Below are 26,708 nucleotides of genomic sequence, written 5' to 3' on the forward strand. Positions count from 1 at the left end.
TGACCCCGTGACGCGCTCCCGTGGGGCTCACTCACCGGGCCACCGGGGCTCGCGCTTCTCGTTGAACGCCGCGACCCCCTCGGCCCGGTCCCCCGAGAACGCCACCGCGCGCCACGCCGCGTCCTCGACCTCCAGCCCGGCCCGCAGATCCAGGCCGTGGCCCAGCCGCAGCGCCCGCTTCGCCGCGCGCAGCCCCACCGGCGAGTTCGCGGCGATACGGGCGGCCAGCGCCAGCGCCTCCGCGCGGTCCCGCCCCTCCTCGACCAGCTCGTCCACCAGCCCCAGCTCCCGCGCCTCGGCCGCCTCCAGCCGACGCGCGGTGAAGATCAGCTCGGCGGCCCGCGCCGCCCCGACCCGTCGCGGCAGCAGCTGCGTACCGCCGCCGCCGGGGATGACGCCGACGGACACCTCCGGCAGCCCCACCACGGCCGTGCGGTCCGCCACGATCAGGTCGCAGGACAGCGCCAGCTCGAAGCCGCCGCCGAGGGCGAATCCGTGCACCGCGGCGATCGTCGGCACCGGCAGCTCCAGCACGCCCGTGTACGCGCCCCGGGCCACGGGCCGCTGCCGCACCAGATCGGCGTCGCTGAAGGAGTTCCGCTCCTTCAGGTCCGCCCCGACACAGAACGCCCGCTCATGCGTCGAGGTCACCACGACCACCCGTACGTCCCGGTCGGCGCCCAGCGCGGCGCAGGCGGCCGCGATCGAGCGGGCCATCTCCGTCGACACGGCGTTCATGGCCTTGGGCCGGTCCAGGACCAGCTCCGCGACATGCCCGGGGCCCCCGGCGCCCTCGGCGTCCCCGTCGCCGTGTCGCCGTACCGCCACGAACTCCCCGTACCGCCGCTCCTCGCCCATGACGCCCTCCGGTTAACGCGGGTTAACATACTTCGGCTCGATCATCGCAGCACAGGCGCGGGAGTGGGAAGGCCGCACCTGGTTCCCGCGCCCGGTTCCCCCGACCGGTTCCCGCGCCCGGTTCCCGCGTCGCCGCCCGGCACCCCGTTCGAGTGACATCCCGCCCAACTCCTCCCCCACCGCCCATGGCAGCGCATAACGTGCGTCCGCCACGGCGCACAGGGGGCGCGAGCGCAGGGGGAGGACCGGATGACGGAAACACTGACCAGGCCGGAGACGGACACCGAACGCGGGGTGGAGCCGGCCACCGCCGCACCGCACCTCTTCGGTCCCCGCGGCCGTCACCGCAGGCCCCGCCCCCGCAAGGTGCTGTTCGCCGTCGGCGGTCTCGCGCTGGCCGCCGGCGTGCTGAGTCTCGTACGGATGGCTCCCGAGTCCGGCGTCGGCGGGCCCGGTACGGCGGAGGCCGGTCCCCACGACGACCAGGCCACCGTGGGGACCGACCGGGCGACCGACACCGCCGCCACGGTGAGTCCGTCCTCGACCTCGGTGATGGGCGGCGTGAGCGCGACCCCGACCACGACCTCGACGGTCGTGCCGGCGGCGACGGCGACCGCGTCCCCGTCGGCGACACGGCCCGGAGCCGTCGTCACCCCGCGGGCCCCCGGCACCCCGGACACGACGACCATCCCGGAGGCCCCCAACACGCCCACCCCGACACCGGCCGCGCCCCACGCGTCGGCGTCGGCTCCGGCCACCCCGCAGCCGTCCCCGAGCCGGAGCACGCCCCCGCCCCCCACCGCACAACCGCCCCAGCCGGGCCTGTGCGTCCCCCTGGTGGGCCTGTGCGTGGCCCCACTCGGACACTGAGCAACCGACCAGGCCCTCCACGACAGCCCCTGGGCCACCCCCAGGGCCTGTCGCGACAGCCCCTAGGCCTGCTGCGCCCGCCGGGTCAGCAGCCAGGGCTCGACCACGCCCAGCCCACGCACCGGTCGCTGCCACATCGGCTGGAGGGCGAAGCGGTACGTCGGGGGCTCCTCGCCCTCCTTCTCCGCGGCCGCCGCGGCCTCGGCCGCCTCCGCCTCGGAGACCGGGGCCTCGCCGGTGCGGATCAGGTCCTGGGCGAAGTCGGCATCGACCAGGACGGCGTCCCGGGGAGCTATCGAGGTCAGCCGGGAGGCCAGGTTGACCGTCGTACCGAACACATCGCCCATACGGGTGGTGACGGTCCCGAAGGCGATGCCCACCCGCAGCTCGGGCATGGTCTCGTCGTTCGCCATCGTCTCGATGAGCCGAAGCGCGATCTCGGCCGCGACCCCGCAGTCGTCCGCCACGTACAGCACCTCGTCGCCGAGGGTCTTGATGAGACGTCCGCCGTGCGCGGCGACCAGGTCCGCGCAGGTCGTCTCGAAGGCCTCGACGAGTTCGCCGAGCTCCTCCTCCTCCATCCGGCGCGTCAGCCGCGTGAACCCGACCAGATCGGCGAAGCCGACGGCGAGCCGCCGGTCCACCATCTCCTCGTCGTCGGCCGCCTGCACGACCCGGCCGGCGGACGCGGCGAGCTGCCGGCGCCAGACGTAGACCAGGAACTCCTCCAGCTCGGGCAGGAGCAGCTCGACGATCGGGTACGTCACCTCGGTGCGGGTCATCCCCGGCTCGGGGGGCTCGGTCAGGCCCTCCAGGAAGGAGTCGATCTGCCACTCGGCGAGCCGGGCCGTCGTCTGGCCGGTGGAACGGGCTACCTGCACGGCCATCGCCTCGCTCAGCAGCCCCGCCTCGACCAGACCGGACAGCCGGCGCAGGGCGAGGACGTCCGCCTCCGTGAGCGCCTTCGCCTGGCCGATGTCGGCGAAGCCCATGGCCCGCCAGAAGCGCGTCGCCAGCTCCACGGAGACACCGGCGCTGCGGGCCGCCTGGAAGGGGGTGTAGCGCCGCTCGGCGCCGAGGATGAGGTGTTCGAGGCGCAGGGCGAGCGGGTCCTCGCCGGGGTCGGCGGCGTCCGCGCCCTCGCCGGAGCCGGTGTCGTCGACGGTCACGCCTGCTGCCCTTCCGATCTGCTGCGGTCAGGTATCGACCGGCCTCAACTGTACGGCAGGTGTGCGGTAGCTCACGTCCCCCCGAGTGGGGGCTGGTCGCACGGTTCCCCGCGCCCCTGGGGCGTCACACCTACGCGGGTCGCAGGTGGACGATGTCTCCCGCCCCTACCGGAGCCTGTACACCGTCCTCCGTCGCGATCACCAGTCGTCCGTCTCCGTCGATCGCCACCGCCTCCCCGACCACCGACCGGTCGCCCGGCAACTCCGCTCGTACTGTCCGTCCCAGCGTCGCGCATCCTGCCGCGTACGTCTCCTGGAGACCGCTCACCGCCGGGTCGCCCGCGGCCTCGCGCCACCGTCCGTACCACTCCTCCAGGGACCGCAGTACGGCCCTCAGCAGCGGGTCCCGGTCCGTGCTGACCGCTCCGGCCAGGGCCAGGGAGCCCGCCCCCGGCACCGGCAGTTCGTCGGCTCGCAGGCTGACGTTGACGCCGACTCCGACGACCACTCCCTGATCCCCCGCCCGCTCGGCCAGGATCCCGCCGGCCTTGCGTTCCTCGCCGCCCACGGTCACCAGCAGGTCGTTCGGCCACTTGAGTGCCGTGTCGACGCCGGCCGCCCGGGACAGGCCCGTGGCCACCGCGACCCCCGTGAGCAGCGGGAGCCAGCCCCACCGGGCCACCGGGACCTCGGCCGGGTTCAGCAGCACGGAGAAGAAGAGGCCGGAGCGGGCCGGGGCCGTCCACCGGCGGTCCAGACGGCCGCGGCCGGAGGTCTGCTCCTCGGCGACCAGGACGGAGCCCTCGGCCGCCTTGCCGGAGGCGGCGAGCGCGACCAGGTCGGAGTTGGTGGAGCCGGTGCCGCGGACGATCTCCAGCTCGTGCCACAGCCCGCCCTCCCGCACGAGCCCGCGCCGCAGCGCGGCGGCGTTGAGGGGAGGCCGGTCCAGATCGGACCAACGGCTGTCGTCTGATGCATCTCGCGGCGTCATGCAAGCCACCCTAGGTGTGTGAAACGCCGCACTGCTGATTCGTAGGTGCACCACTACTCTACGGATGAGTAACCGTCCCCCCTTTTGAGCAGGCAGGGAGCCGCGATCCCGATGTCCGAGCCGGAAGAGATCGACATCCACACCACCGCGGGCAAGCTCGCGGACCTTCAGCGTCGCATCGACGAAGCGACGCACGCCGGCTCGGCACGCGCCGTCGAAAAGCAGCACGCCAAGGGCAAGCTGACGGCCCGTGAGCGCATCGAGCTCCTCCTGGACGAGGGTTCCTTCGTCGAGCTGGACGAGTTCGCCCGGCACCGGTCGACGAACTTCGGGCTGGAGAACAACCGCCCGTACGGTGACGGGGTGGTCACCGGCTACGGCACGGTGGACGGCCGCCCGGTCGCCGTCTTCTCCCAGGACTTCACCGTCTTCGGTGGCGCCCTGGGCGAGGTCTACGGCCAGAAGATCGTCAAGGTCATGGACTTCGCGCTGAAGACCGGCTGCCCGGTCATCGGAATCAACGACTCCGGCGGCGCCCGTATCCAGGAAGGCGTGGCCTCCCTGGGCGCGTACGGCGAGATCTTCCGCCGCAACACCCACGCGAGCGGTGTGATCCCGCAGATCAGCCTGGTCGTCGGCCCGTGCGCGGGCGGAGCGGTCTACTCCCCGGCGATCACCGACTTCACGGTGATGGTCGACCAGACCTCGCACATGTTCATCACCGGGCCGGACGTCATCAAGACGGTCACCGGCGAGGACGTGGGCTTCGAGGAGCTGGGCGGCGCCCGCACCCACAACTCGACCTCCGGCGTGGCCCACCACATGGCGGGCGACGAGAAGGACGCGATCGAGTACATCAAGCAGCTGCTGTCGTACCTGCCGTCCAACAACCTCGCCGAGGCGCCGGTCTTCCCGGAGGAGGCCGACCTGACGGTCACCGCCGAGGACCTGGAGCTGGACACGCTGGTCCCCGACAGCGCCAACCAGCCGTACGACATCCGCACGGTGGTCGAACACGTGCTGGACGACGCCGAGTTCTTCGAGACGCAGGCGCTGTTCGCGCCCAACATCGTCACCGGCTACGGCCGGGTCGAGGGCCACCCGGTGGGCATCGTCGCCAACCAGCCGATGCAGTACGCCGGCTGTCTGGACATCAACGCCTCCGAGAAGGCGGCCCGCTTCGTCCGCACCTGCGACGCCTTCAACGTGCCGGTCATCACCTTCGTGGACGTACCCGGCTTCCTCCCGGGCGTCGACCAGGAGCACACCGGCATCATCCGCCGCGGCGCCAAGCTGATCTACGCCTACGCGGAGGCGACCGTCCCCCTGATCACGGTCATCACCCGCAAGGCCTTCGGCGGCGCCTACGACGTCATGGGCTCCAAGCACCTGGGCGCCGACCTCAACCTCGCCTGGCCCACCGCCCAGATCGCCGTCATGGGCGCCCAGGGCGCGGTCAACATCCTGCACCGGCGCACGATCGCCGAGGCGGAGACGAACGGCGAGTCCGCGGAGAACGCGGAGACGGTCCGCGCCCGCCTGATCCAGGAGTACGAGGACACCCTCCTCAACCCCTACATCGCGGCCGAGCGCGGCTATGTCGACGCGGTGATCATGCCGTCCGACACCCGCGCCCACATCGTCCGCGGTCTGCGCCAGCTCCGCACCAAGCGGGAGTCCCTGCCCCCGAAGAAGCACGGCAACATCCCCCTCTAGGAGCCGCTGTGAACATCAAGGTCGTACGGGGCAACCCGACCCCGGAGGAGCTGGCCGCCGCCCTGGCGGTGGTCAGAGCCCGCGCGGTGGCCGCGTCCGCCACCACGCCGGGCGCCGCGCAGCACAAGGACGCCTGGTCCGACCCGTCGAGAATCGCGAACCACCGCCTGCCCCAGCCGGGGCCGACCTCCTGGAGCCGCACCTACTGGCCGGGCTGAGCGGAGGTCCTTGAGGGGCGCGGGGAACCGCGCACGGCAGGACAGCGCCGGGCCCAACTTGAGTACGTGTACTCAGGCGCCGTGGCCCGGCAAGGCCGCACGCTGGACACATGCTGTGGTCCGACCCCGAGAACGAGCCCCCCGAGGAACTGCGCGACACGCAGGACATGCTGCGCAGACTCGGCGTTCTCATGGCCCTGGCCATGGTCCTGGCGATGGTGGTGATCGGACTACGCTGACCGTATGACCGACCACCCGCGCCGCCTCATCCTCGCCTCGCAGTCCCCCGCCCGGCTGAACCTGCTCCGCCAGGCGGGTCTCGCCCCCGAGGTCATCGTCAGCGGCGTCGACGAGGACGCCGTCACCGCGCCCACCCCCGCCGAGCTGGCCCTCGCCCTCGCGGAAGCCAAGGCATCGGTCGTCGCCGCGCTGCCGGAGGCGACGGGCGCCCTGGTCATCGGCTGCGACTCGGTACTGGAGCTGGACGGCCAGGCCCTCGGCAAGCCCGCCGACGCGGAGGAGGCGACGTCCCGCTGGAAGTCGATGCGCGGACGGGCCGGGGTGCTCCAGACCGGCCACTGCGTCTGGGACACGGCCGGCAAGCGGTACGTGTCGGGCACGGCCTCCACCGTCGTCCGTTTCGGCGACCCCACCGACGAGGAGATCGCCGCCTACGTCGCCTCGGGCGAACCCCTCCATGTCGCGGGCGCGTTCACCCTGGACGGCCGTAGCGCGCCGTTCATCGAGGGCATCGACGGCGACCACGGCAACGTGATCGGCCTGAGCCTCCCCCTCGTACGCAAACTACTGAGCCAACTGGGTGTGGGCATCACGGAGTTGTGGGCGCCGGCGGAGAAGTGACGGGCGCGTCCTCGTCACCGTCACCACCCTCGGGATCCGGCTCCTCGACCGGCGCGGCCGCCTCACCGGGTTGCGCCGGAAGGTCGTAGGACATCAGCAGCAGCACGATCAGCGCCAGTACGACGATCATGAACACGAACGCGGGCCAGCCGACCAGGCCCCACACCAGCGCCCCCAGCAGGCCGTGCACGACCGCCGCGCTGATCAGCAGGATGCGGCCGAGGCCGACCGGGGGGCGGTTCCGTAGCGCGACCAGGAGTGCGACCAGGCCGCACAGGGCGTAGTAGAGGCCGAAGACGATGCCGCCGATCTTCGAGGACATCGACATCGTGTCCGGGTCGAGCCCGGCCAGGGACATGTCCTGACGGTCCACCACGACCCCCAGGAACCAGTTGAGCGCCGCCACGCCGAACGCCTCGGCGAAGAGCACGATCGCCACCACCCACGCCACCGGTCTGCGCACCACCGGTCCACCCCCTCTCGAGCCGAGCCGTCGTCACCGTGTCCACCGTCAGGACATCGCGAACGCTACTAACGGGTAAACCCCGGGACAAGGGTTCTGCGGACCGCAAAGAATCATTGGGCCATTCGTAGGGACTCCACAAAGAAACGGAGTGGCCCGCAGCACGCTCTCACAGAGACCTTGACCACATGGGAGAGCTAGGGTTGCCGGGAGGAGTCGTGCGTACCTAGGTGCGACAAGGGATTTCACGGGTCGAGCGGGCCTGGTATCACGCTCCGTGTGGGCAAGCTCACCACTGGGGACGGGTCGAAGTGCCGTGTCGGCAGTCCCTAAACTCGGCTTGTTTCAAGGAGGGAGCCTCAATCGTGCGCAAGGTGCTCATCGCCAACCGTGGCGAAATCGCTGTCCGCGTGGCCCGCGCCTGTCGGGACGCCGGCATCGCGAGCGTGGCCGTCTACGCCGACCCGGACCGGGACGCTCTGCATGTCCGCGCCGCGGATGAGGCGTTCGCCCTGGGCGGTGACACCCCGGCCACCAGCTACCTGGACATCCAGAAAGTGCTGAACGCGGCGCGCGAGTCGGGCGCCGACGTCATCCACCCGGGCTACGGCTTCCTCTCGGAGAACGCCGAGTTCGCCCAGGCGGTCCTGGACGCCGGTCTGATCTGGATCGGCCCGCCCCCGCAGGCCATCCGCGACCTCGGCGACAAGGTCGCCGCCCGCCACATCGCGCAGCGCGCCGGCGCACCCCTGGTGGCCGGCACCCCCGACCCGGTCTCCGGCGCCGACGAGGTCGTCGCCTTCGCCGAGGAGCACGGCCTGCCGATCGCGATCAAGGCGGCCTTCGGCGGCGGCGGCCGCGGCCTGAAGGTCGCCCGCACCCTCGAAGAGGTCCCCGAGCTGTACGACTCGGCGGTCCGTGAGGCGGTCGCCGCGTTCGGCCGCGGTGAGTGCTTCGTCGAGCGCTACCTGGACAAGCCGCGCCACGTGGAGACGCAGTGCCTGGCCGACACCCACGGCAACGTGGTCGTCGTGTCGACCCGCGACTGCTCGCTGCAGCGCCGCCACCAGAAGCTGGTCGAGGAGGCCCCCGCGCCCTTCCTCTCCGACGCCCAGGTCCAGGAGCTGTACTCCTCGTCCAAGGCGATCCTCAAGGAGGCCGGCTACGTCGGCGCGGGCACCGTCGAGTTCCTGGTCGGCCTCGACGGCACGATCTCCTTCCTGGAGGTCAACACCCGCCTCCAGGTCGAGCACCCGGTCACCGAGGAGGTCGCCGGCATCGACCTGGTCCGCGAGATGTTCCGCATCGCCGACGGCGAGGAACTCGGCTACGGCGACCCCGAACTGCGCGGTCACTCCTTCGAGTTCCGTATCAACGGCGAGGACCCGGGCCGCAACTTCCTGCCCGCCCCCGGCACGGTCACCAGGTTCGAGGCCCCGTCCGGCCCCGGTGTCCGCCTGGACGCGGGTGTCGAGTCCGGCAGTGTCATCGGCCCGGCCTGGGACTCCCTCCTCGCCAAGCTGATCGTCACCGGCGCCACCCGCGAGCAGGCCCTGCAGCGCGCCGCCCGCGCCCTGGAGGAGTTCACGGTCGAGGGCATGGCCACCGCCATCCCCTTCCACCGCGCGGTCGTCAAGGACCCGGCCTTCGCCCCCGAACTGACCGGCAGCCAGGACCCGTTCACCGTCCACACCCGCTGGATCGAGACCGAGTTCGTCAACGAGATCAAGCCCTTCGCGGCCGCCGCCGACACCGAGACGGACGAGGACCCGGACCGCGAGACGATCGTCGTCGAGGTCGGCGGCAAGCGTCTGGAGGTCTCCCTCCCGTCCAGCCTGGGCATGTCCCTGGCCCGCACCGGCCTCGCGGCGGGCGCCAAGCCCAAGCGCCGCGCGGCCAAGAAGTCCGGCCCGGTCGCCTCGGGCGACACCCTCGCGTCCCCGATGCAGGGCACGATCGTCAAGGTCGCGGTCGAGGAGGGCCAGGAGGTCAAGGAGGGCGACCTGGTCGTCGTCCTGGAAGCGATGAAGATGGAACAGCCCCTCAACGCCCACAGGTCGGGCACCATCAAGGGCCTGAGCCTGGAGGTCGGCGCGTCCATCAGCTCCGGCGCCGCGATCTGCGAGATCAAGGACTGACGGGGAGCCTCTCCGGAAGGGGACGCCCCCGCCGGGGCCCCCTTCTCCCCTACGGCGTTCCGAGGCGCCCGGTGGACCTGAGCAGTAGGTCCACCGGGCGCCTCGGCATTTCCCCCGTTCTCCGTCCCCCGAGCGGAGTACACAATCCAGTGAAGCGAGCGGACACCGCGCCGACCACCCGTCAATTCTGAGGGGTCGCGACATATCGCCACGCCCCCGGCGCGCTCCCCCACCCTGCACCGCCGCCCGCTTCAGTCCGTGAGCAGCCCCAGGTCCCGCCCCCGCCGCAGCAGCGCGGCCGTGTGTCCCGCCTCCAGCTTCCGGTGCAGGGAGGCGATGTAGCCCCGCACGGTCACCGGCGACAAGCCCATCAGCCGGGCCGCCTCGGTCGCCGTACACCCGTCGTGGAGGTGGCGCAGGGTCCGGTGCTCCTGCTCGGTGACGCCGTGTAAGCGGGCGAGGGCACGCGGCCGGGCGAGGTCACGCAACAGAAGCAGCACAGGCCGGCCCGGGCCGTCGGGCGCCACGTACCGCACCTCCACGTCCCGCACCACGAACACCCCGCCGCCCCCCAGCCGTGGATCATCGCCGACGACGGCCAGCAGCCCGGCGGCCACGGCGTTGAGGGCGTACGGCCGCCCGTCCTCGTCCAGGGCGGCGACACCACGCTCCCTCCCCCCGGCAAGGTCCACAGCGACGGCCGCGAGCACCCGCAGCTGCTCCCGCTCACGCAACGACCGCTCCGCCACCGTCAGCTGGATCTGGGCGAATCCGAACAGATCCCGCTCCCGCTCGCTGAAGTCGCCTCCCGAGCGGGTCAGCGCGTACCCGGCGACCGCGTTCCTGTCCGAGCCGGCGGAGGCGACCAGGTGCCGGCGCATACCGAAGGGACGGAAGTCGAGGTTGTAGCAGTGGGTCCGCTGCCACTGCCGGTCCCCCGCGACATCACTCACCCGCCAGGCATCCGGAGCCGGCGTCTCCAGCATGGCGTCGGTGAGCGGATGGTCGAGGGGATGGTCGTAGATGACCATCGGATCCTCGTGGAACGACTCCTGGGGCAGGGAGAGGGCGACCAGATCGCCCACCCCGTCCGCCGGGAGCCGGTAGGCCTGGGCCCCGTCGGCGGGAATGAGCCCGAGCAGCCCGGGCAGCGCCCGCTCCCGCAACTCCCCCACCGTGTCGGCGTCTTCCAGCTCCCGCACGAGCGTCAGCACGCGCAGCGCGTCCGCACCGCTGATGTCCATCGCACTCTCCCGGCGCTGCTCCCGCCCGAGAAGTCCTGCGAACTCCCGAGAAGTCCTGGGCAACAAGCTACGGCCCCGACGGCTCTCGGGAGGTCCGCCCGCACATCCCGATGGGGCATCCTGGAAGCACATGAGGGCGCAGGGGAGAGCAGGTGAGAGGCATGGTGCGCACGACCTCGCCGGAGACCGCCGGTGACCGGGACACCACGGTGCCTCCCGTGCCCGTACGCGCCATGCGTGCCGACGCCCGCCGCAACCACGACCGCCTCCTGGCCGAGGCCCGCGCCTCCTTCTCGGCCCATGGCACCGACGCGTCCCTGGAGGACGTGGCCAGACGCGCCGGCGTCGGCATCGGCACCCTGTACCGCCACTTCCCCAGCCGCCAGGCCCTGTTGAGCGCCGTCTTCGAGGACGCGGTGTCCGACCTGCTGACCCGCTCCCGAGAACTGCTCGACGCCCCGGAGCCCTGCACGGCCCTGGTGACCTGGCTGCGCCGGATCATCGCCCACGCGGGCGAGTACCGGGGACTGGCGCTGGCTCTGATGTCCGTGACGTCCGACGGGACCTCGGCCCTGTCCCGCTGCAGCGGCCCGATCCGCGAGGCGGGCGACGCCCTGCTCACCCGGGCCCAACAGGCGGGCCGGGTCCGCGAGGACGTGGCGATCACCGACCTCCTCCAACTCACCAACGCCATCGCACTGGCGGCGGAGGAGTCCCCCGGAGACACCGAACTGGCGGACCGCCTGCTGAACTTGACGCTGCGGGGCCTGAAGTCGGATTGAGCCGTCGCAGCCCCCAAGGGTGAGGCCTGGGCCCTTCCGATGGAGAAGGGCTTCAACGCCGCCGCATGTCCGCGACCCGGGCCCGCTCAGGCCCCGTCGGCTCCCCCAGAACCGCCGTGCTGCGCAGCCCCGCCCCCGGCAGAGCCCCTCGCCGGGGCCCCGGCAGAGCCACGTCCCGGCGAGCCTGTCGCGGGGGGACGGAATCACCGCCCGCCCCCGAGCCCGCCCCGGAGCCGACCCCTCCCGTCGCGCCGGCGACGGCGATCTGCACACCCTGGTCGGCCAGCGCCTGCAACTCGGTGGCGGCCCGGTCGTCGTGCGGCGGCGGCTCGTCCGTCACCAGGCGCGTGATCACATCCGTGGGCACGGTCTGGAACATCGTGTCCGAGCCGAGCTTGGTGTGATCGGCGAGGACGACGACCTCCGCGGCGGCCTGCACCAGCGCCCGGTCCACCGAGGCGGACAGCATGTTGGACGTGGACAGCCCCCGCTCGGCGGTGAGCCCGCTCCCGGACAGAAAGGCCCGTGAGACCCGCAGCCCCTGCAGGGACTGCTCGGCCCCGCTGCCCACGAGCGCGTAGTTGGAACCACGCAGGGTGCCCCCGGTCATCACGACTTCGACCCGGTTGGCATGGGCCAACGCCTGTGCCACCAACAGGGAGTTGGTGACGACGGTCAGGCCCGGCACCCGCGCGAGCCGACGGGCCAGCTCCTGGGTGGTGGTCCCCGCCCCGACCACGATGGCCTCGCCCTCTTCGACGAAGCCCGCGGCGAGATCGGCGATGGCCGTCTTCTCGGCGGTCGCGAGATGTGACTTCTGCGGAAAGCCGGACTCCCGCGTGAACCCGCCCGGCAATACCGCACCGCCGTGCCGGCGGTCGAGGAGTCCTTCTGCCTCCAGTGCGCGCACGTCCCGCCGTACGGTCACTTCGGAGGTCTGGACGACGCGGGCGAGCTCACGGAGCGACACGGCCCCGTTCGCTCGCACCATTTCGAGGATCAATTGGCGACGTTCTGCAGCGAACACGAAACTGACAGTAACGCGGGCGACCGTCTGCTTTCAGCTGTTTGCGGTGAATAGCAGAAGTTGTTCGCACGCAAGGGCAGGAAGTGGTATAGGGCCTACTCGCCCCGCCTATGCCGTACGCATGCTCGACAACTCCCCGTGACCAGCGAGGAATTGGTTTCGGCCGTCAGACGTCCCCGCCCGACTTACGGGTGTGGAGCTGCCGCGCGACCTCGGCGATCGACCCGGAAAGACTCGGATAGACGGTGAAAGCGTTCGCGATCTGTTCGACCGTCAGATTGTTGTCGACGGCGATCGAGATCGGATGGATCAGTTCCGAAGCACGCGGCGACACGACCACACCGCCGACCACGATCCCCGTCCCGGGCCGGCAGAACAGCTTCACGAACCCGTCCCGGATGCCCTGCATCTTGGCGCGCGGATTGCGCAGCAACGGCAGCTTGACCACCCGGGCGTCGATCTTCCCGGCGTCCACGTCGGCCTGGGTGTACCCCACGGTCGCGATCTCGGGATCGGTGAACACGTTGGACGAGACGGTCTTCAGGTTCAGCGGCGCCACCGCGTCACCCAGGAAGTGGTACATGGCGATACGCCCCTGCATGGCGGCGACCGAGGCCAGCGCGAACACCCCGGTCACATCACCGGCGGCATACACACCGGGGGCCGTGGTCCGCGAGACCTTGTCGGTCCAGATGTGCCCGGACTCCCGCACCCGGACCCCGGCCTCCTCCAGTCCCAGCCCGGCACTGTTCGGAATGGCGCCGACGGCCATCAGACAGTGCGTACCGCTGATGACCCGCCCGTCGGCCAGGGTCACCTCGACCCGGTCGCCCACGCGCTTCGCCGCGGCCGCGCGCGACCGGGCCATGACGTTCATGCCCCGGCGCCGGAAGACGTCCTCCAGCACGGCGGCGGCGTCCGGGTCCTCGCCGGGCAGCACCCGATCACGCGACGAGACGAGCGTGACCTTCGACCCGAGCGCCTGATAGGCACCGGCGAACTCGGCACCGGTGACACCCGACCCGACCACGATGAGCTCTTCCGGCAGCTCGGTCAGGTCGTAGACCTGGGTCCAGTTGAGAATGCGCTCACCGTCGGGCTGGGCGTCGGGGACCTCACGCGGATGCCCACCGGTGGCCAGCAGCACCGCGTCGGCGACCAGGGTCTCCTCGCTCCCGTCGGCCGCCGCCACGACGACCTTCCGGGACCCGTCCAGGGCCTGCATGCCCTGGAGCCGTCCACGCCCCCGCATGACACGGGCGCCGGCCCGGGTGACCGAGGCCGTGATGTCGTGCGACTGGGCGAGGGCCAGCCGCTTCACACGGCGGTTGACCTTGCCCAGATCGACCCCGACCACCCGAGCGGCCTGCTCGAGCGGCGGGGTGTCGTCGGCGACGATGATCCCCAGCTCCTCGTACGAGGAATCGAAGGTGGTCATCACCTCGGCCGTGGCAATGAGAGTCTTCGACGGAACGCAGTCGGTGAGCACCGACGCCCCGCCCAGACCGTCGCAGTCGACGACGGTCACCTCCGCGCCGAGCTGGGCGGCCACCAGGGCCGCCTCGTATCCGCCGGGTCCGCCACCGATGATCACGATCCGAGTCACGTACCCCATTGTCCCGCACCGCTCGAGGTGCTACTGCCCGGGGCCGGGGCAATGGGTTGGCAAGGTGCTCCTGATGCGTCAGGGGCACACGATCCCCCTGCCGTACCCTCGACCCATGTCGCTCTACGCCGCGTACGCCGGCAACCTCGACGCGCGGCTGATGACCCGCCGCGCCCCGCACTCGCCGATGCGTGCGACGGGCTGGCTCAACGGCTGGCGGCTGACGTTCGGGGGCGAGCACATGGGCTGGGAGGGAGCGCTGGCCACCCTGGTCGAGGACCCCCTCTCGCAGGTCTTCGTGGCCCTCTACGACATCGCCCCGCCGGACGAGGAGTCGATGGACCGCTGGGAAGGGGTGGGCCTGGACATCTACCGCCGGATGCGCGTGCGCGTCCACACCCTCGACGGCGAGGAACAGGCCTGGGTCTACGTCCTCAACGGCTACGAGGGCGGCCTCCCGTCGGCCCGCTACCTGGGCGAAGTGGCGGACGCCGCGGAATCGGCGGGCGCCCCCCACGACTACGTGATGGAACTCCGCAAACGCCCTTGCTGACCCCACCCACCCCAACCTCCCGCCCCGCCCCACTCCTCGTTGGAAACGACAAGACAACGATCGCCAACCCGTTGGCTCTGTCATCTACGCGCGTAGGCCGAGAGCGGCTACCCTCAACCGCGTGAACGCATCTCTTCTTCCGGACGACATCCAGGGCGACCCCCACGCCGCCGCCGACGCCGCCGCCACGCGCCTGCGCGAACTGACCGGCGCCGAGACCCATGACGTCGCCCTCGTGATGGGGTCCGGCTGGGCCCCGGCCGTCGACGCCCTCGGCGCCCCCGACGCCGAGTTCCAGGTCACCGAGCTCCCCGGCTTCCCGCCGCCGGCGGTGGCGGGCCACGGCGGCAAGATCCGCTCATACACGATCGGCGAGAAGCGGGCCCTGGTCTTCCTGGGCCGCACCCACTTCTACGAGGGCCGGGGCGTGGCGGCGGTGGCCCACGGCGTCCGCACCGCCGTGGCGGCCGGCAGCAAGACGATCATCCTCACCAACGGCTGCGGCGGCCTCCGCGAGGGCATGCGCCCCGGCCAGCCGGTCCTGATCAGCGACCACATCAACCTCACGGCCACCTCCCCGATCATCGGCGCCAACTTCGTCGACCTGACGGACCTCTACTCCCCCCGCCTGCGCGCCCTGTGCAAGGAGATCGACCCCACCCTGGAAGAGGGCGTCTACGCCCAGTTCCCGGGCCCGCACTACGAGACCCCGGCCGAGATCCGCATGGCCCGCGTCATCGGAGCGGACCTCGTGGGCATGTCCACGGTCCTCGAAGCGATCGCCGCGCGCGAGGCGGGCGCCGAGGTTCTGGGCATCTCCCTCGTGACGAACCTCGCCGCGGGCATGACCGGCGAGCCCCTGAACCACGAGGAGGTCCTCCAGGCCGGCCGCGACAGCGCGACGCGCATGGGCTCCCTCCTGGCCCAGGTACTCGGCCGGCTCTGACGTGACAGGGGGGTCGTAGCGGCACACGGGCCCCCGGCCTCAAGATGGGACCGTCAGCCGCCCGCCGCGCGACCCCGAACCGGCCGCGGGCGCCGCGGCAGCCGCGTACGGCGGGAAGGGGACGGGACGGGGGGTGTCCGCCCGCAGCGGCGGGCGTCCATCCCCCTCGCCCTGCCAAGCACCCGTACCGCCCGACCGAGGACGGACACCCCCCGGCCCGGCCCCGACCCACAACGCACCCGTAGGCGCTACGCCCGCCCCCACCCGACCCGCACCGGCGCCGCAGGCGTCCCGAAACCACGACGGCGCCGCAGGCGTCCCGAAGCCACGACGGCGCCGCACCCACACCACCGCTGGAGACCCGCCGTGCACGACGCACTGATCGCCCGCGCCAAAACCTGGCTCTCCGAGGACCCCGACCCCGAAACCCGCGACGAGCTCGCCAAGCTCATCGAGGCCGGCGACATCGCCGAACTCACGGACCGCTTCGCCGGCACCCTCCAGTTCGGCACCGCGGGCCTCCGCGGCGAACTCGGCGCCGGCCCCATGCGCATGAACCGCAGCGTCGTCATCCGAGCCGCCGCCGGCCTCGCCGCGTACCTCAGGAAGACCGGCCACGACAACGGCCTCGTCGTCATCGGCTACGACGCCCGCCACAAGTCCGCCGACTTCGCGCGGGACACCGCCGCCGTCATGACCGGCGCCGGCCTCAGGGCGGCGGTCCTCCCCCGCCCCCTCCCCACCCCGGTCCTGGCGTACGCCATAAGGCACCTCGGCGCGGCGGCCGGCGTGGAGGTCACCGCCAGCCACAACCCGCCCCGCGACAACGGCTACAAGGTCTACCTCGGCGACGGCTCCCAGATCGTCCCGCCCGCGGACGCGGGCATCGCGGCCGAGATCGAAGCGATCACGTCCCTCGAAGACGTCCCCCGCCCGGAATCAGGCTGGCAGACCCTCGACGACAGCGTCCTCGACGCCTACCTCACCCGCACGGACGCGGTCCTCGCCCCCGACTCCCCCCGCACGGCGCGCACGGTGTACACGGCGATGCACGGCGTCGGCAGGGACACCCTCCTCGCCGCCTTCGCCCGTGCCGGCTTCCCCGCCCCGGAACTGGTCGCCGAACAGGCCGAACCGGACCCCGACTTCCCGACCGTCGCGTTCCCCAACCCGGAGGAGCCCGGCGCGATGGACCTCGCCTTCGCGAAGGCCCGCGAGACGGCCCCCGACCTGATCATCGCGAACGACCCGGACGCGGACCGCTGCGCGGTGGCCGTCAGGACCGCCGACGACTGGCGCATGCTCCGAGGCGACGAGGTGGGCGCCCTCCTCGCCGCCCACCTGGTGGACCGCGGAGCACAGGGCACGTTCGCCGAGTCGATCGTCTCCTCCTCCCTCCTCGGCCGCATCGCCGAGAAGGCCGACCTCCCCTACGAGGAGACCCTCACCGGCTTCAAGTGGATCGCCCGGGTCGAGGGCCTGCGCTACGGCTACGAGGAGGCCCTCGGCTACTGCGTGGACCCCGACGGCGTACGCGACAAGGACGGCATCACCGCGGCCCTGCTGATCACCGAGCTCGCGTCCACCCTCAAGGAGCGGGGCCGCACGCTCCTGGACCTCCTCGACGACCTGGCGGTGGAACACGGCCTGCACGCCACGGAGCAGCTCTCGGTCCGCGTGGAGGACCTGTCGGTCATCGCGAACGCGATGCGGCGCCTGCGCGAGCAGCCGCCCACCCAGCTCGCCGGCCTTCCGGTCACCAGGGCCGAGGACCTCACCCAGGGCACCGACAGACTGCCTCCCACCGACGGGCTGCGCTACACGCTGGACGGCGCGCGGGTGATCGTCCGCCCGAGCGGCACGGAACCGAAGCTCAAGTGCTACCTGGAGGTCGTGGTCCCGGTCCGGACCCACGCGGAGCTGCCCGAGGCCCACACCACGGCGAACGGCCTCCTGACGGCGATCAAGCGGGACCTGTCGACAGCGGCCGGCATCTGACCTCGGGGGCGGCCCCGGCGGGCCGCCCCCGTCAACACACCGTTCTCAACGCGCGGTTCGACCCACCTTCCGAGCGACGCTGAACCGGTCCACCTCCGCCCCCGTGGCCGCCAGCGCCCGCACGGTCAACGTGGCCGTCCCACCCGCGTGAGCGGGCTTCACATCGACGCGGATGAACGAGTACCCGGTGTACCGCACCCGCGACCAGTCGACGCTCTCGGTGACCTTGCCGCTCGCCCCCGTGCAGTACGTCGGCACGGCCCCGACCTCGTCCTCGTTCCCCTCGTAGCTGTCGGCCACGGGGAAGCTGTAGACGCTCTCGCCGCCCGCCCCCGCGGTCACGTAGACGACACCACCACGGGACGGCTCGTGCGTACCGCCGATGGGAAGCTCCCGCACGGCCTTGTCCTGCACGACCGGGTCCGTCCGCTCGTACACGTGGTTGTGCCCGTTGACGACGAGGTCGACCTGGTGCTTCTCGTAGAGCGGCACCCACTGCTCCCGCACCCCGCCCTCGGAGGCGTGCGAGCTGGTGGTCGAGAAGGCGCAGTGGTGGTGGAAGACGACCACGAAGTCCACCCCGTCCAGCCGCCGCAGCCGCCCGAGCTCCCGGTCCAGCCAGGCGGTCTGCCTGCCCGCCGTGTAGCCGCGGTTGGCGGGGATCTCGTACGACACGTCGTTGGCGTCCACCGACACGACCGCCACGTCGCCGTGCACGAACGAGTACACACCCGGCGCCTTCTCCGGATCGAACCCGTTGCCCGGCAGGGTGAAGCGTGCCTCGTTGCCGCCATAGCCGTTGGGCGAGTACCAGGCCTCCATGTCGTGGTTGCCGAACGCCACCATCCAGGGCACACGGCTGGCCAGGGGCTCGATCTGGGCGAGGAACTGGTCCCACTGCCGGGCGTCGTAGTTGCTGCTGTCGGCGGGCAGCCCGTGCCCGGTCTCCTCGGCGTAGCAGATGTCGCCGGCGTGCAGGTGGAAGGCCGGGTTCTGGGCCTGGACGAGGGCGTTGAGGCCGATGGAGGTGTAGCTGGGGTTCTGGTCGCCGAAGGCGGTGAAGGTGAAGGGCCGCCTGCTGTGCGCGCGGGGCGCGGTGGTGAAGGAGTACACGGTGTGCGCGGCACCGGGGTCGGCGGGGTCGAACCCGTCGTGTCCGACGCCGTAGTAGTACGTTGTCCCGGGCCGGAGGTTGTCGAGGGCCGCGTGGACGTAGTACTGGTCGATGTCGGCGCTCTTGCCGACCCCGGCCGGTGTGAAGAGGTCGCGGACCTCGGCGGGGACGCGGTGGCCGAGGTCGAGCGGGCTGAGCCCGACGCGCAGGAACGGGTTGCGCACGGGCAGCGGCACCTGCCAGGACACCCGCATCTGGGTGCGCGGGTCGGCGCCGTAGGCGAGGTGCCGGCCGAAGGGGGCCACGAGCGCGCCGTCGACGCCGTCGGTGGCCGACCGGGTGACGAGGGCGGGTGTGGCGGCTCTCGCCGTACCGCTCGCGGCGAGTCCGGCGGCACCGGCCCCGGCGACGGCGGTCGCGGCGAACAGCCCGCGCCGGGACAGGGTGCGCCGCAGGTACTCATGCCGCTCGGGCATGCTCAGGGTGTCGGCGAGCCTGGCGGGGATGCCCATACGGGGCGTGTGCAGAGGTGAGTTCATGAGGCGGACGCTGACAGCGGCCGGTGAATGGCAACTGGACTAAACCTTTTCCGCGCCCCATGAGAAGGCCGAAAAACACCTCGGTTGTCCTAAAGCCTCCACCCTGACCCACCCTCCGGGGCTTCACCCTCAGGGGCTTCACCCTCAGGGCACCAGCAGAAGCACCGCCACCCATCCCACGGCGACCACCACGGACAGCGGCCACACCCGCCGTCTCCGCTCCCGCTCCCCGCACTCCCCCGCCGGGCGGACCGAGGGCCGCTCCCACATCGCACGGATCTCGGCGGCGGCCCGCTCATACGGATGGATCAGCCCCAACCGCCGCTCCGCCCAGGGCCACCGGAAGCCGAACACACTCCACTCCTCGAAGCCGACGCGCCGGCTGTCGACCTTGAGCTCGGTCCCCTTGCACTCGACGGAGCGGATGTCGTCCCAGGCGATGTGCTGGGGCCGGTGCAGCGCGTTGAACCACAGCCCCTCACGGTCGGCGGTGATCCGCCAGGCGACCCACCGGGGCAGCATCAGCACGGCGACGACCCCCGCCACCCCGCCGAAGAGCCACCGCTGGACCCCGTGCTCGCCCCATACGGCGATGTACGCGGCCCACAGTGCGGTCGCCGCCGCCGACAGCCAGTCGGCCCACCCGGCCCGCCACCGTCGTACACCCGCGCCGCCCAGCCCGTACGCGTCCCCCGCGACCGCCCGGGCCGCCGCCCGGCTCCGCTCCTCGTACACCGCGTCCTGCTTGGCCAGGGCCTTCTCCCGCCGCAGCCCACGCCGGACGTGCCCGTCCGACAGCGGCCGTACGGGCCCGGTCGACCGCTCCACGACGGGCGGCTCTCCGGCCCTCTCGGCCGCGCTGACGAGAAGGACCTCGGCGCCGTCGTAGGGAGCCCCGTACAGCACGGCCTCCCGCAGCGGCCCGGGGTCATCACCGCCCTCACCCACCCGGCCGAGAAGCTCCTCGTCATCCTCCTCCCCGTCGTCCTCCCCCTCGTCCCCGTCCGCCCCGTCCTCCACCCCGGTCAGCGACACCGTGAACAGCGGCCGCAACGCGCCCACGTCATCGGCCGCGAAGACCTCCGTGTCCAGCCCGCCGCCCTCCCGGACCAGGACCCTCAACACCGGCGCCGGTCCCCGCCGCAGCTCGGCGGCCCTACGGCGGCCCAGATGCCCGGAGAGCAGCATGGTGAGGCCGAACCCGGCGAGGCCGAATCCCAGCGCCAGGTCGGCGTGGCGATCGTCGGCGGAGTCGAGGCCGGCTCCCGCGGCGGCGGCCAGGCCGACCCCCGCCAGGGCAAGCAGCACGCCCAGCACCCGCAGCAACTTCCCACGCCAGAAAGGCTGTTCGGCGGCCGGCAGGACGGCCGTCACACCACCGGCCGCCGCGAGGGCGAGGTCCCGCTGCCGGAGACGGGCCGTCATACGGAGCTGGGTGGCGTACGCGCAGAAGGCGGCCATCAGGACGCCCGCGGCGGGCAGTGGCCAGGTCGGTGAGAGCGGTCCGTGTCCGAGGAGTCCGACGGCCATGAGGACCTGCGCCGCCGCCGTGAAGCGCACCACCTCGGGCCGCGCCAGCAGCCACAGCACCTGGAGCCCCAGGAACGCGGCGATGAACGACGGCACCCCGGCGAAACTCAGCAGGATGCCGCCGACCAGGCCGAGACCGGCCAGGGACAGGACGAGCCGCCGGGGCGCCCGCACCGGAACCCAGCGCGCGGGCAGCGCGTCCGTCCAGCGGCGCGCCGCCACGCCGTCCCAGGCCAGGCAGCCGTCGGGTATCGCCTCGGGCGTCAGCGGCAGCGGCCGCGGGGAGGTCGTACGCATCGTTTCCCAGACGTCAGGACCACAAAGGTGGCAGCGGTCCTCGGTTCCGTCCGGGTGGGGGCGACCGTCGTGCCCGAGGTGTCGAGCCAGAGCATGCACGAAGAACCCGCAGCCCGAAACCTCCCCACCCACGCCAGCACGCCCCACTCCCGCCCCGACACTCCCCAGCACGCTCCGACCGACTCGGCCCGACACGCTCAGCGCGAGCCGACTCGGGCCGACGCGAGCCGACGCGAGCCGACGCGGGCCGACGCGGGCCGACAGGTCCGGCTCGGCCGAGGCCGGCAGGCGCGGGCCAGTTCGAGCCGGTGCGGGCCGGTTCGAGCCAGCGCGGAACGACTCGGACCAGCGGGCCAACAAGGCCGGCGCCGCCCAGCACGGCTTACGCCACCCAGCACGGTCAGCGCGGCCAATCGGCCATGCGGCCATGCGCCCCCCGGCCAAGTCAGATCAGGCCACGCCCACGTCAGGTCAGGTCAGGTCACCAGCCCGCTCAACCCACCAACCCGCTCAGCGCCCTCAGCCCGCTCAGCGCCCTCAGCCCGCTCAGCACTCACCCCGTAGCAAGCAGGATGGCCAGCAGTACCGCACCGGCCAGCGCCGGCCCCACGACCTCGTACGCCCACCGCACGGTCACCTCACCCCGCGCGCTCTCGGCCTCCGCCTCGCCCCGCGCGCTCTCCGCGGCCTCGCCCCACCCGTTCTCGGCCCCGCCGCGCGCCTCCAGCAGCTCGCGCAGCTCGTCCATCGCCCGGTCGGACTCGGGGCGCACGGGCCCGTCCTGATCGGCGGCGCCCCGGGAGAGGCCGCCGCCGAGGCCGCCGCCCATGCCGAAGCCGCCCAGGCCGCCGCCCCGGCGCGGCCGTCCACTCGCCTCGGCCGCCCTGTCGGCGGCCATCCGGGCCTCCCGCCGGGCGGCCCGCTTGCGGCCCCGCAGCGAGACGGGCAGTGCCCACAGCTGGTACTTGGTGCCGGACTTCACCACCAGCTCGTTGGAGTAGCTGGACCGCAGGGAGACCGCTTCGCTCCAGGGCACCACGATCACCCGGAACGGATTGCGGACGCGCAGCCGCTCCTCGTCGGCGTAGACCGCGGGACGGATGGTGAAGGCGATGATCAGCGGCACGACGAGGATCATGGTGGCGAGGGCCAGCCAGGGGGTGCGGCCGTGCCCGGAGAAGATCGCGTCGAGACCCAGCCAGGCCGTGATGGCGAGCAGGAGGGCGCCTCCGGCGATGCCCGCGGGGGATCGGTAGACACGGTCCTTGGACTCGAGGGTGCTCATGGTGGGAATTCTGCCTCAGCCCTCCACGACGGCCGAGGTCGGACCGGCCCCCTCCGCCCCACCTGCCCCAACTGGACCACCCCGCACCACCCCGGACCACTCACCCCCGCCCGGCAGATGTCCCCTCAGCGGATCCCCCCGCTCGGGGTGTACAGCCGCTACGCGCGTAGATATGCTCGTCTGGTGACCATGCCCACCACTGCATCTCCCGCACACCCGCTTACGGACGTGACCTCGTCCGACAGCACTCTGCGCCGCTTCCTCCACGGGCTGCCCGGCGTCGACGCGGTCGGTCTGGAGGCGCGCGCCGCCTCCCTCGGCACCCGTTCCATCAAGACGACCGCGAAGGCGTACGCCATCGACCTCGCCATCTCGATGGTCGACCTGACGACGCTGGAAGGCGCGGACACCCCGGGCAAGGTCCGGGCGCTCGGCGCCAAGGCGGTCCACCCCGACCCCACCGACCCGACAACCCCGGCGACCGCGGCCGTGTGCGTGTACCCCGACATGGTGCCCGCCGCCAAGGCGGCCGTGGCCGGCTCGACCGTGAAGGTCGCCTCCGTCGCCACCGCCTTCCCGGCCGGCCGCGCCCCGATCGCCGTGAAGCTGGCCGACGTCCGCGAGGCCGTCGCGGCGGGCGCGGACGAGATCGACATGGTCATCGACCGCGGGGCGTTCCTCGCGGGGAACTATCTCAAGGTGTACGACGAGATCGTCGCCGTGAAGGAGGCCTGCGGGGCGGACGCCCGCCTCAAGGTCATCTTCGAGACCGGCGAGCTGTCGACGTACGACAACATCCGGCGCGCCAGCTGGCTCGGCATGCTGGCCGGCGCCGACTTCATCAAGACGTCCACCGGCAAGGTCGCGGTCAACGCGACCCCGGCGAACACCCTCCTCATGCTGGAGGCCGTCCGGGACTTCCGCGCGCAGACCGGCGTACAGGTCGGCGTGAAGCCCGCGGGCGGTATCCGCACCTCCAAGGACGCCATCAAGTTCCTGGTCCTGGTCAACGAGACCGCGGGCGAGGACTGGCTGGACAACCACTGGTTCCGCTTCGGCGCCTCCTCGCTCCTGAACGATCTGCTGATGCAGCGTCAGAAGCTGGCCACCGGCCGCTACTCCGGCCCCGACTACGTGACGGTGGACTGATCACCATGGCATCGGCATTCGCATACGCACCCGCACCCGAGTCCCGCGCGATCGTCGACATCGCGCCCTCGTACGGCCTGTTCATCGACGGCGAGTTCACGGAGGCCGCCGACGGCAAGGTCTTCAAGACGGTCTCCCCGTCCACCGAGGAGGTCCTCTCCGAGATCGCCCAGGCCGGTGCCGAGGACGTCGACCGCGCGGTGAGGGCCGCCCGCAAGGCCTTCGAGAAGTGGTCGGCGCTGCCCGGCTCCGAGCGCGCCAAGTACCTGTTCCGCATCGCGCGGATCATCCAGGAGCGGTCGCGCGAGCTCGCCGTCCTCGAAACCCTCGACAACGGCAAGCCGATCAAGGAGACCCGCGACGCGGACCTCCCCCTGGTCGCCGCGCACTTCTTCTACTACGCGGGCTGGGCCGACAAGCTGGACCACGCCGGCTTCGGCGCGAACCCACGACCGCTGGGCGTCGCCGGCCAGGTCATCCCCTGGAACTTCCCGCTCCTGATGCTGGCGTGGAAGATCGCCCCGGCGCTCGCCACCGGCAACACGGTGGTCCTCAAGCCCGCCGAGACGACCCCGCTGTCCGCCCTGTTCTTCGCGGACATCTGCCGCCAGGCGGACCTGCCCAGGGGTGTCGTCAACATCCTTCCCGGGTACGGCGACACGGGCGCCGCGCTGGTCGCGCACCCGGACGTGAACAAGGTGGCCTTCACCGGCTCCACGGCCGTCGGCAAGGAGATCGCGAAGACGGTCGCGGGCAGCCGCAAGAAGCTCACCCTGGAACTGGGCGGCAAGGGCGCCAACATCGTCTTCGACGACGCCCCGATCGACCAGGCCGTCGAGGGCATCGTCAACGGGATCTTCTTCAACCAGGGCCAGGTCTGCTGCGCGGGCTCCCGCCTCCTGGTCCAGGAGTCGATCCAGGACGAACTCCTCGACTCCCTCAAGCGCCGTCTGTCCACCCTCCGCCTCGGCGACCCCCTCGACAAGAACACGGACATCGGCGCGATCAACTCCGAGGAACAGCTCTCCCGCATCACCACCCTCGTCGAGGCGGGCGAGGCGGAGGGCGCCGAGCGCTGGTCCCCGGCCTGCGAGATCCCGTCCTCGGGCTACTGGTTCGCTCCGACGCTCTTCACGAACGTCACCCAGGCGCACCGGATCGCCCGCGACGAGATCTTCGGCCCGGTCCTGTCGGTCCTGACCTTCCGCACCCCGGACGAGGCGGTGGCCAAGGCGAACAACACGCCGTACGGCCTGTCGGCGGGCATCTGGACGGAGAAGGGCTCCCGCATCCTGGCGGTCGCGAACAAGCTGCGCGCGGGCGTCGTCTGGTCCAACACGTTCAACAAGTTCGACCCGACCTCGCCGTTCGGCGGCTACAAGGAGTCGGGCTTCGGCCGCGAGGGCGGTCGCCATGGCCTGGAGGCATACCTCGATGTCTGATCGCCTGTCTGTCTTCAAGACCTACAAGCTGTACGTCGGCGGGAAGTTCCCGCGTTCCGAGAGCGGCCGGGTGTACGAGGTGAGCGACGCAAAGGGCAAGTGGCTGGCGAACGCACCGCTCTCCTCCCGCAAGGACGCCCGTGACGCGGTGGTCGCCGCCCGCAAGGCGTTCGGCGGCTGGTCCGGCGCCACGGCGTACAACCGGGGCCAGATCCTCTACCGCGTGGCGGAGATGCTGGAGGGGCGCAAGGCGCAGTTCGTCCACGAGGTGGCCGACGCGGAGGGCCTGTCGAAGTCGAAGGCCGCCGAGCAGGTCGACGCGACCATCGACCGCTGGGTCTGGTACGCGGGCTGGACCGACAAGATCGCGCAGGTCGTCGGCGGCGGGAACCCGGTCGCGGGCCCGTACTTCAACCTCTCCTCCCCCGAGCCGACCGGTGTGGTGGCGGTCCTGGCCCCCCAGGAGTCGTCGTTCCTGGGCCTGGTGTCGGTCCTCGCCCCGGTGATCGCGACCGGCAACACGACCGTCGTGGTGGCCTCCGAGAAGTCCCCGCTCCCCGCGCTCTCCCTCGCCGAGGTCCTGGCCACCTCGGACGTCCCCGGCGGAGTCGTCAACGTCCTCTCCGGCCGTACGGCGGAGATCGCCACGCCGCTCGCCGCCCACCAGGACGTCAACGCGATCGACCTCGCGGGCGCGGACGACGTACTGGCGAAGGAGCTGGAGATCGCGGCGGCGGACAACCTGAAGCGAGTTCTTCGTCCACAGCCTGTGGACAACTGGGCCGCCTCCCCCGGCATCGACCGCATGACGGCATTCCTGGAGACGAAGACGGTCTGGCACCCGACGGGTTCCCTGGGCGCGTCGGGCTCGTCGTACTGACCCGATCGGGTGCCGCTCCCACGGGAGGAGCGGCACCCGATCGAGTGACGGCACACAAGACTCATGAACATGGGTATCGCCCGTGACCTCGGCTATCTGAAGGTCCCACCGGGCCTGGTCGTCGACGTCAAGACGCTCGACGACCTCCCGGACCACGAGGTGGTCCTGGTCTGCACGGGCTCGCAGGGCGAGCCGATGGCGGCGCTGTCTCGGATGGCCAACCGGGACCACCAGATCCGTATCGTCCCGGGCGACACGGTGATCCTGGCGTCCTCGCTGATCCCCGGCAACGAGAACGCGGTCTACCGCGTGATCAACGGTCTGACCCGCTGGGGCGCCAACGTCGTCCACAAGGGCAACGCCAAGGTGCATGTGTCCGGCCATGCCTCGGCCGGCGAGCTCCTGTACTTCTACAACATCTGCCGGCCGAAGAACCTGATGCCGGTCCACGGCGAATGGCGCCATCTCCGCGCCAACGCCGAGCTGGGCGCCATGACCGGCGTCCCGCACGACCGCATCGTCATCGCCGAGGACGGCGTGGTCGTCGATCTGGTCGAGGGCAAGGCGAAGATCGCGGGCAAGGTCCAGGCGGGTTATGTCTACGTCGACGGCCTCTCGGTCGGCGACGTCGGTGAGCCCGCGCTGAAGGACCGAAAGATCCTCGGGGACGAGGGCATCATCTCGGTCTTCCTCGTCGTGGACTCGTCCACCGGCAAGATCACGGGCGGCCCGCACATCCAGGCCCGTGGCTCGGGCATCGAGGACTCCGCCTTCGGGGACGTGATCCCGAAGATCACGGAGGTACTGGAGCGTTCGGCCCAGGACGGTGTGGTGGAGCCGCACCAACTGCAGCAACTCATCCGCCGCACCCTCGGCAAGTGGGTCTCCGACACCTATCGCCGCAGGCCGATGATCCTGCCGGTGGTGGTGGAGGTCTGACACCTCGTCCGGCTGAACTGGCAGCGGGGGGGCGGGGGTGGGGTGCTGGGGGGCCCCCGCCCCGGCAGGGGGAGGAGGCCCCACGCAGACCAC

Annotated in this window: 23 protein-coding genes and 1 pseudogene; 14 read left to right on the forward strand and 10 right to left on the reverse strand. The window is 71.8% G+C overall.

Features of this window, described 5'->3' with window-relative positions; genetic code table 11:
• Positions 1 to 27: 27 nt before the first annotated feature.
• Positions 28 to 858 (reverse strand): enoyl-CoA hydratase-related protein, encoded by an 831-nt coding sequence (locus ABZT17_RS35730; protein ID WP_356355331.1) that lies wholly within the window; start codon positions 856 to 858, stop codon positions 28 to 30.
• A gap of 249 nt (positions 859 to 1,107) precedes the next feature.
• Here ABZT17_RS35730 and ABZT17_RS35735 point away from each other — a divergent pair, with 249 nt between their 5' ends.
• Positions 1,108 to 1,728, forward strand: coding sequence for a hypothetical protein (locus tag ABZT17_RS35735; protein WP_356355333.1), 621 nt, complete (start codon positions 1,108 to 1,110; stop codon positions 1,726 to 1,728).
• Positions 1,729 to 1,790: 62 nt separating this feature from the next.
• Here ABZT17_RS35735 and ABZT17_RS35740 read toward each other — a convergent pair whose 3' ends face one another.
• A complete protein-coding gene (locus tag ABZT17_RS35740; protein ID WP_356355335.1) occupies positions 1,791 to 2,897 on the reverse strand; it encodes an adenylate/guanylate cyclase domain-containing protein in 1,107 nt (368 codons plus the stop codon).
• Between the two features lie 130 nt (positions 2,898 to 3,027).
• The gene (locus tag ABZT17_RS35745) at positions 3,028 to 3,888 is read right to left on the reverse strand and encodes a biotin--[acetyl-CoA-carboxylase] ligase (protein WP_356355337.1); all 861 of its coding nucleotides are present in this window, start codon (positions 3,886 to 3,888) and stop codon (positions 3,028 to 3,030) included.
• A gap of 111 nt (positions 3,889 to 3,999) precedes the next feature.
• Between ABZT17_RS35745 and ABZT17_RS35750 the strand changes: the two genes are divergently transcribed.
• The 4 genes from ABZT17_RS35750 to ABZT17_RS35765 all read left to right on the forward strand — a co-directional run bounded on the left by ABZT17_RS35750 (position 4,000) and on the right by ABZT17_RS35765 (position 6,683).
• Positions 4,000 to 5,604 carry an acyl-CoA carboxylase subunit beta gene (locus ABZT17_RS35750; protein ID WP_356355339.1) on the forward strand — a complete coding sequence of 535 codons (1,605 nt, stop codon included), beginning with the start codon at positions 4,000 to 4,002 and terminating at the stop codon, positions 5,602 to 5,604.
• Positions 5,605 to 5,612: 8 nt separating this feature from the next.
• The gene (locus ABZT17_RS35755; protein WP_356355341.1) at positions 5,613 to 5,822 is read left to right on the forward strand and encodes an acyl-CoA carboxylase subunit epsilon; all 210 of its coding nucleotides are present in this window, start codon (positions 5,613 to 5,615) and stop codon (positions 5,820 to 5,822) included.
• A gap of 110 nt (positions 5,823 to 5,932) precedes the next feature.
• Positions 5,933 to 6,061 carry a hypothetical protein gene (locus ABZT17_RS35760; protein WP_356355343.1) on the forward strand — a complete coding sequence of 43 codons (129 nt, stop codon included), beginning with the start codon at positions 5,933 to 5,935 and terminating at the stop codon, positions 6,059 to 6,061.
• A gap of 4 nt (positions 6,062 to 6,065) precedes the next feature.
• Positions 6,066 to 6,683, forward strand: a complete 618-nt coding sequence (locus tag ABZT17_RS35765; protein ID WP_356355344.1) for a nucleoside triphosphate pyrophosphatase — start codon at positions 6,066 to 6,068, stop codon at positions 6,681 to 6,683.
• Here the strand turns inward: ABZT17_RS35765 and ABZT17_RS35770 are convergent.
• Positions 6,652 to 7,149: a hypothetical protein gene (locus tag ABZT17_RS35770; RefSeq protein WP_356355346.1), complete on the reverse strand. Its 498-nt coding sequence runs from the start codon at positions 7,147 to 7,149 to the stop codon at positions 6,652 to 6,654. The genes ABZT17_RS35765 and ABZT17_RS35770 overlap by 32 nt on opposite strands.
• Positions 7,150 to 7,511: 362 nt before the next feature.
• On the opposite strand from ABZT17_RS35770, the gene ABZT17_RS35775 reads away from it, so the two are divergent.
• Complete coding sequence (locus tag ABZT17_RS35775; protein WP_356355347.1) at positions 7,512 to 9,284, forward strand: biotin carboxylase N-terminal domain-containing protein; 1,773 nt, start codon at positions 7,512 to 7,514, stop codon at positions 9,282 to 9,284.
• 251 nt (positions 9,285 to 9,535) lie between these two features.
• Here the strand turns inward: ABZT17_RS35775 and ABZT17_RS35780 are convergent, their stop codons facing one another.
• Positions 9,536 to 10,528 (reverse strand): helix-turn-helix transcriptional regulator, encoded by a 993-nt coding sequence (locus ABZT17_RS35780; RefSeq protein ID WP_356355349.1) that lies wholly within the window; start codon positions 10,526 to 10,528, stop codon positions 9,536 to 9,538.
• A 233-nt stretch (positions 10,529 to 10,761) separates the two neighbouring features.
• On the opposite strand from ABZT17_RS35780, the gene ABZT17_RS35785 reads away from it, so the two are divergent.
• Positions 10,762 to 11,310 (forward strand): helix-turn-helix domain-containing protein, encoded by a 549-nt coding sequence (locus ABZT17_RS35785; RefSeq protein ID WP_356355374.1) that lies wholly within the window; start codon positions 10,762 to 10,764, stop codon positions 11,308 to 11,310.
• Between the two features lie 52 nt (positions 11,311 to 11,362).
• Here the strand turns inward: ABZT17_RS35785 and ABZT17_RS35790 are convergent, their stop codons facing one another.
• Together ABZT17_RS35790 and ABZT17_RS35795 are read right to left on the reverse strand one after the other, a co-directional pair.
• Complete coding sequence (locus tag ABZT17_RS35790) at positions 11,363 to 12,337, reverse strand: DeoR/GlpR family DNA-binding transcription regulator (RefSeq protein ID WP_356355351.1); 975 nt, start codon at positions 12,335 to 12,337, stop codon at positions 11,363 to 11,365.
• 166 nt (positions 12,338 to 12,503) lie between these two features.
• Entirely contained in the window at positions 12,504 to 13,952 is a 1,449-nt protein-coding gene (locus tag ABZT17_RS35795) for an NAD(P)H-quinone dehydrogenase (protein ID WP_356355353.1), read from the reverse strand.
• Positions 13,953 to 14,058: 106 nt separating this feature from the next.
• Here ABZT17_RS35795 and ABZT17_RS35800 point away from each other — a divergent pair, with 106 nt between their 5' ends.
• The 3 genes from ABZT17_RS35800 (at position 14,059) to ABZT17_RS35810 (ending at position 17,440) form a co-directional block, all read left to right on the forward strand.
• On the forward strand, positions 14,059 to 14,496 hold the full coding sequence (locus ABZT17_RS35800) for a gamma-glutamylcyclotransferase (protein WP_356355355.1): 438 nt from the start codon (positions 14,059 to 14,061) through the stop codon (positions 14,494 to 14,496).
• A gap of 121 nt (positions 14,497 to 14,617) precedes the next feature.
• On the forward strand, positions 14,618 to 15,442 hold the full coding sequence (locus tag ABZT17_RS35805; protein ID WP_356355357.1) for a purine-nucleoside phosphorylase: 825 nt from the start codon (positions 14,618 to 14,620) through the stop codon (positions 15,440 to 15,442).
• A 366-nt stretch (positions 15,443 to 15,808) separates the two neighbouring features.
• On the forward strand, positions 15,809 to 17,440 hold the full coding sequence (locus tag ABZT17_RS35810) for a phospho-sugar mutase (protein WP_356355359.1): 1,632 nt from the start codon (positions 15,809 to 15,811) through the stop codon (positions 17,438 to 17,440).
• A gap of 45 nt (positions 17,441 to 17,485) precedes the next feature.
• On the opposite strand, the gene ABZT17_RS35815 is transcribed toward ABZT17_RS35810, so the two are convergent.
• The 3 genes from ABZT17_RS35815 to ABZT17_RS35825 all read right to left on the reverse strand — a co-directional run bounded on the left by ABZT17_RS35815 (position 17,486) and on the right by ABZT17_RS35825 (position 22,205).
• The gene (locus ABZT17_RS35815; RefSeq protein WP_356355376.1) at positions 17,486 to 19,066 is read right to left on the reverse strand and encodes a metallophosphoesterase family protein; all 1,581 of its coding nucleotides are present in this window, start codon (positions 19,064 to 19,066) and stop codon (positions 17,486 to 17,488) included.
• A gap of 171 nt (positions 19,067 to 19,237) precedes the next feature.
• On the reverse strand, positions 19,238 to 20,920 hold the full coding sequence (locus ABZT17_RS35820) for a hypothetical protein (protein WP_356355361.1): 1,683 nt from the start codon (positions 20,918 to 20,920) through the stop codon (positions 19,238 to 19,240).
• 553 nt (positions 20,921 to 21,473) lie between these two features.
• Positions 21,474 to 22,205, reverse strand: coding sequence for a PH domain-containing protein (locus tag ABZT17_RS35825; RefSeq protein WP_356355363.1), 732 nt, complete (start codon positions 22,203 to 22,205; stop codon positions 21,474 to 21,476).
• Positions 22,206 to 22,394: 189 nt separating this feature from the next.
• Here ABZT17_RS35825 and deoC point away from each other — a divergent pair, with 189 nt between their 5' ends.
• The 4 genes and pseudogenes from deoC to ABZT17_RS35845 form a co-directional block, all read left to right on the forward strand.
• Positions 22,395 to 23,354: a deoxyribose-phosphate aldolase gene (deoC, locus tag ABZT17_RS35830; protein ID WP_356355364.1), complete on the forward strand. Its 960-nt coding sequence runs from the start codon at positions 22,395 to 22,397 to the stop codon at positions 23,352 to 23,354.
• Between the two features lie 5 nt (positions 23,355 to 23,359).
• Positions 23,360 to 24,796: an aldehyde dehydrogenase family protein gene (locus ABZT17_RS35835; protein ID WP_356355366.1), complete on the forward strand. Its 1,437-nt coding sequence runs from the start codon at positions 23,360 to 23,362 to the stop codon at positions 24,794 to 24,796.
• Positions 24,789 to 25,676, forward strand: a complete 888-nt coding sequence (locus ABZT17_RS35840) for an aldehyde dehydrogenase family protein (RefSeq protein WP_356355368.1) — start codon at positions 24,789 to 24,791, stop codon at positions 25,674 to 25,676. The genes ABZT17_RS35835 and ABZT17_RS35840 overlap by 8 nt, the downstream gene beginning before the upstream one ends.
• Positions 25,677 to 25,742: 66 nt before the next feature.
• Positions 25,743 to 26,615, forward strand: a pseudogene (locus tag ABZT17_RS35845) (ribonuclease J); the annotation flags it as partial.
• Positions 26,616 to 26,708: the final 93 nt, after the last annotated feature.

The sequence above is a fragment of the Streptomyces sp. NPDC005648 genome (assembly GCF_040605395.1).
Classification (GTDB): Bacteria; Actinomycetota; Actinomycetes; order Streptomycetales; family Streptomycetaceae; genus Streptomyces.

What these genes read in the sequence shown, in the direction of transcription:
- ABZT17_RS35780 (WP_356355349.1), bottom strand. Translation starts at nt 10,528, where the DNA reads ATGGACATCAGCGGTGCGGACGCGCTGCGCGTGCTGACGCTCGTGCGG.
- ABZT17_RS35745 (WP_356355337.1), bottom strand. Translation starts at nt 3,888, where the DNA reads ATGACGCCGCGAGATGCATCAGACGACAGCCGTTGGTCCGATCTGGAC.
- deoC (WP_356355364.1), top strand. Translation starts at nt 22,395, where the DNA reads ATGCCCACCACTGCATCTCCCGCACACCCGCTTACGGACGTGACCTCG.
- ABZT17_RS35800 (WP_356355355.1), top strand. Translation starts at nt 14,059, where the DNA reads ATGTCGCTCTACGCCGCGTACGCCGGCAACCTCGACGCGCGGCTGATG.
- ABZT17_RS35815 (WP_356355376.1), bottom strand. Translation starts at nt 19,066, where the DNA reads ATGGGCATCCCCGCCAGGCTCGCCGACACCCTGAGCATGCCCGAGCGG.
- ABZT17_RS35820 (WP_356355361.1), bottom strand. Translation starts at nt 20,920, where the DNA reads ATGCGTACGACCTCCCCGCGGCCGCTGCCGCTGACGCCCGAGGCGATA.
- ABZT17_RS35760 (WP_356355343.1), top strand. Translation starts at nt 5,933, where the DNA reads ATGCTGTGGTCCGACCCCGAGAACGAGCCCCCCGAGGAACTGCGCGAC.
- ABZT17_RS35765 (WP_356355344.1), top strand. Translation starts at nt 6,066, where the DNA reads ATGACCGACCACCCGCGCCGCCTCATCCTCGCCTCGCAGTCCCCCGCC.
- ABZT17_RS35735 (WP_356355333.1), top strand. Translation starts at nt 1,108, where the DNA reads ATGACGGAAACACTGACCAGGCCGGAGACGGACACCGAACGCGGGGTG.
- ABZT17_RS35840 (WP_356355368.1), top strand. Translation starts at nt 24,789, where the DNA reads ATGTCTGATCGCCTGTCTGTCTTCAAGACCTACAAGCTGTACGTCGGC.
- ABZT17_RS35835 (WP_356355366.1), top strand. Translation starts at nt 23,360, where the DNA reads ATGGCATCGGCATTCGCATACGCACCCGCACCCGAGTCCCGCGCGATC.
- ABZT17_RS35730 (WP_356355331.1), bottom strand. Translation starts at nt 858, where the DNA reads ATGGGCGAGGAGCGGCGGTACGGGGAGTTCGTGGCGGTACGGCGACAC.
- ABZT17_RS35750 (WP_356355339.1), top strand. Translation starts at nt 4,000, where the DNA reads ATGTCCGAGCCGGAAGAGATCGACATCCACACCACCGCGGGCAAGCTC.
- ABZT17_RS35795 (WP_356355353.1), bottom strand. Translation starts at nt 13,952, where the DNA reads ATGGGGTACGTGACTCGGATCGTGATCATCGGTGGCGGACCCGGCGGA.
- ABZT17_RS35825 (WP_356355363.1), bottom strand. Translation starts at nt 22,205, where the DNA reads ATGAGCACCCTCGAGTCCAAGGACCGTGTCTACCGATCCCCCGCGGGC.
- ABZT17_RS35785 (WP_356355374.1), top strand. Translation starts at nt 10,762, where the DNA reads ATGCGTGCCGACGCCCGCCGCAACCACGACCGCCTCCTGGCCGAGGCC.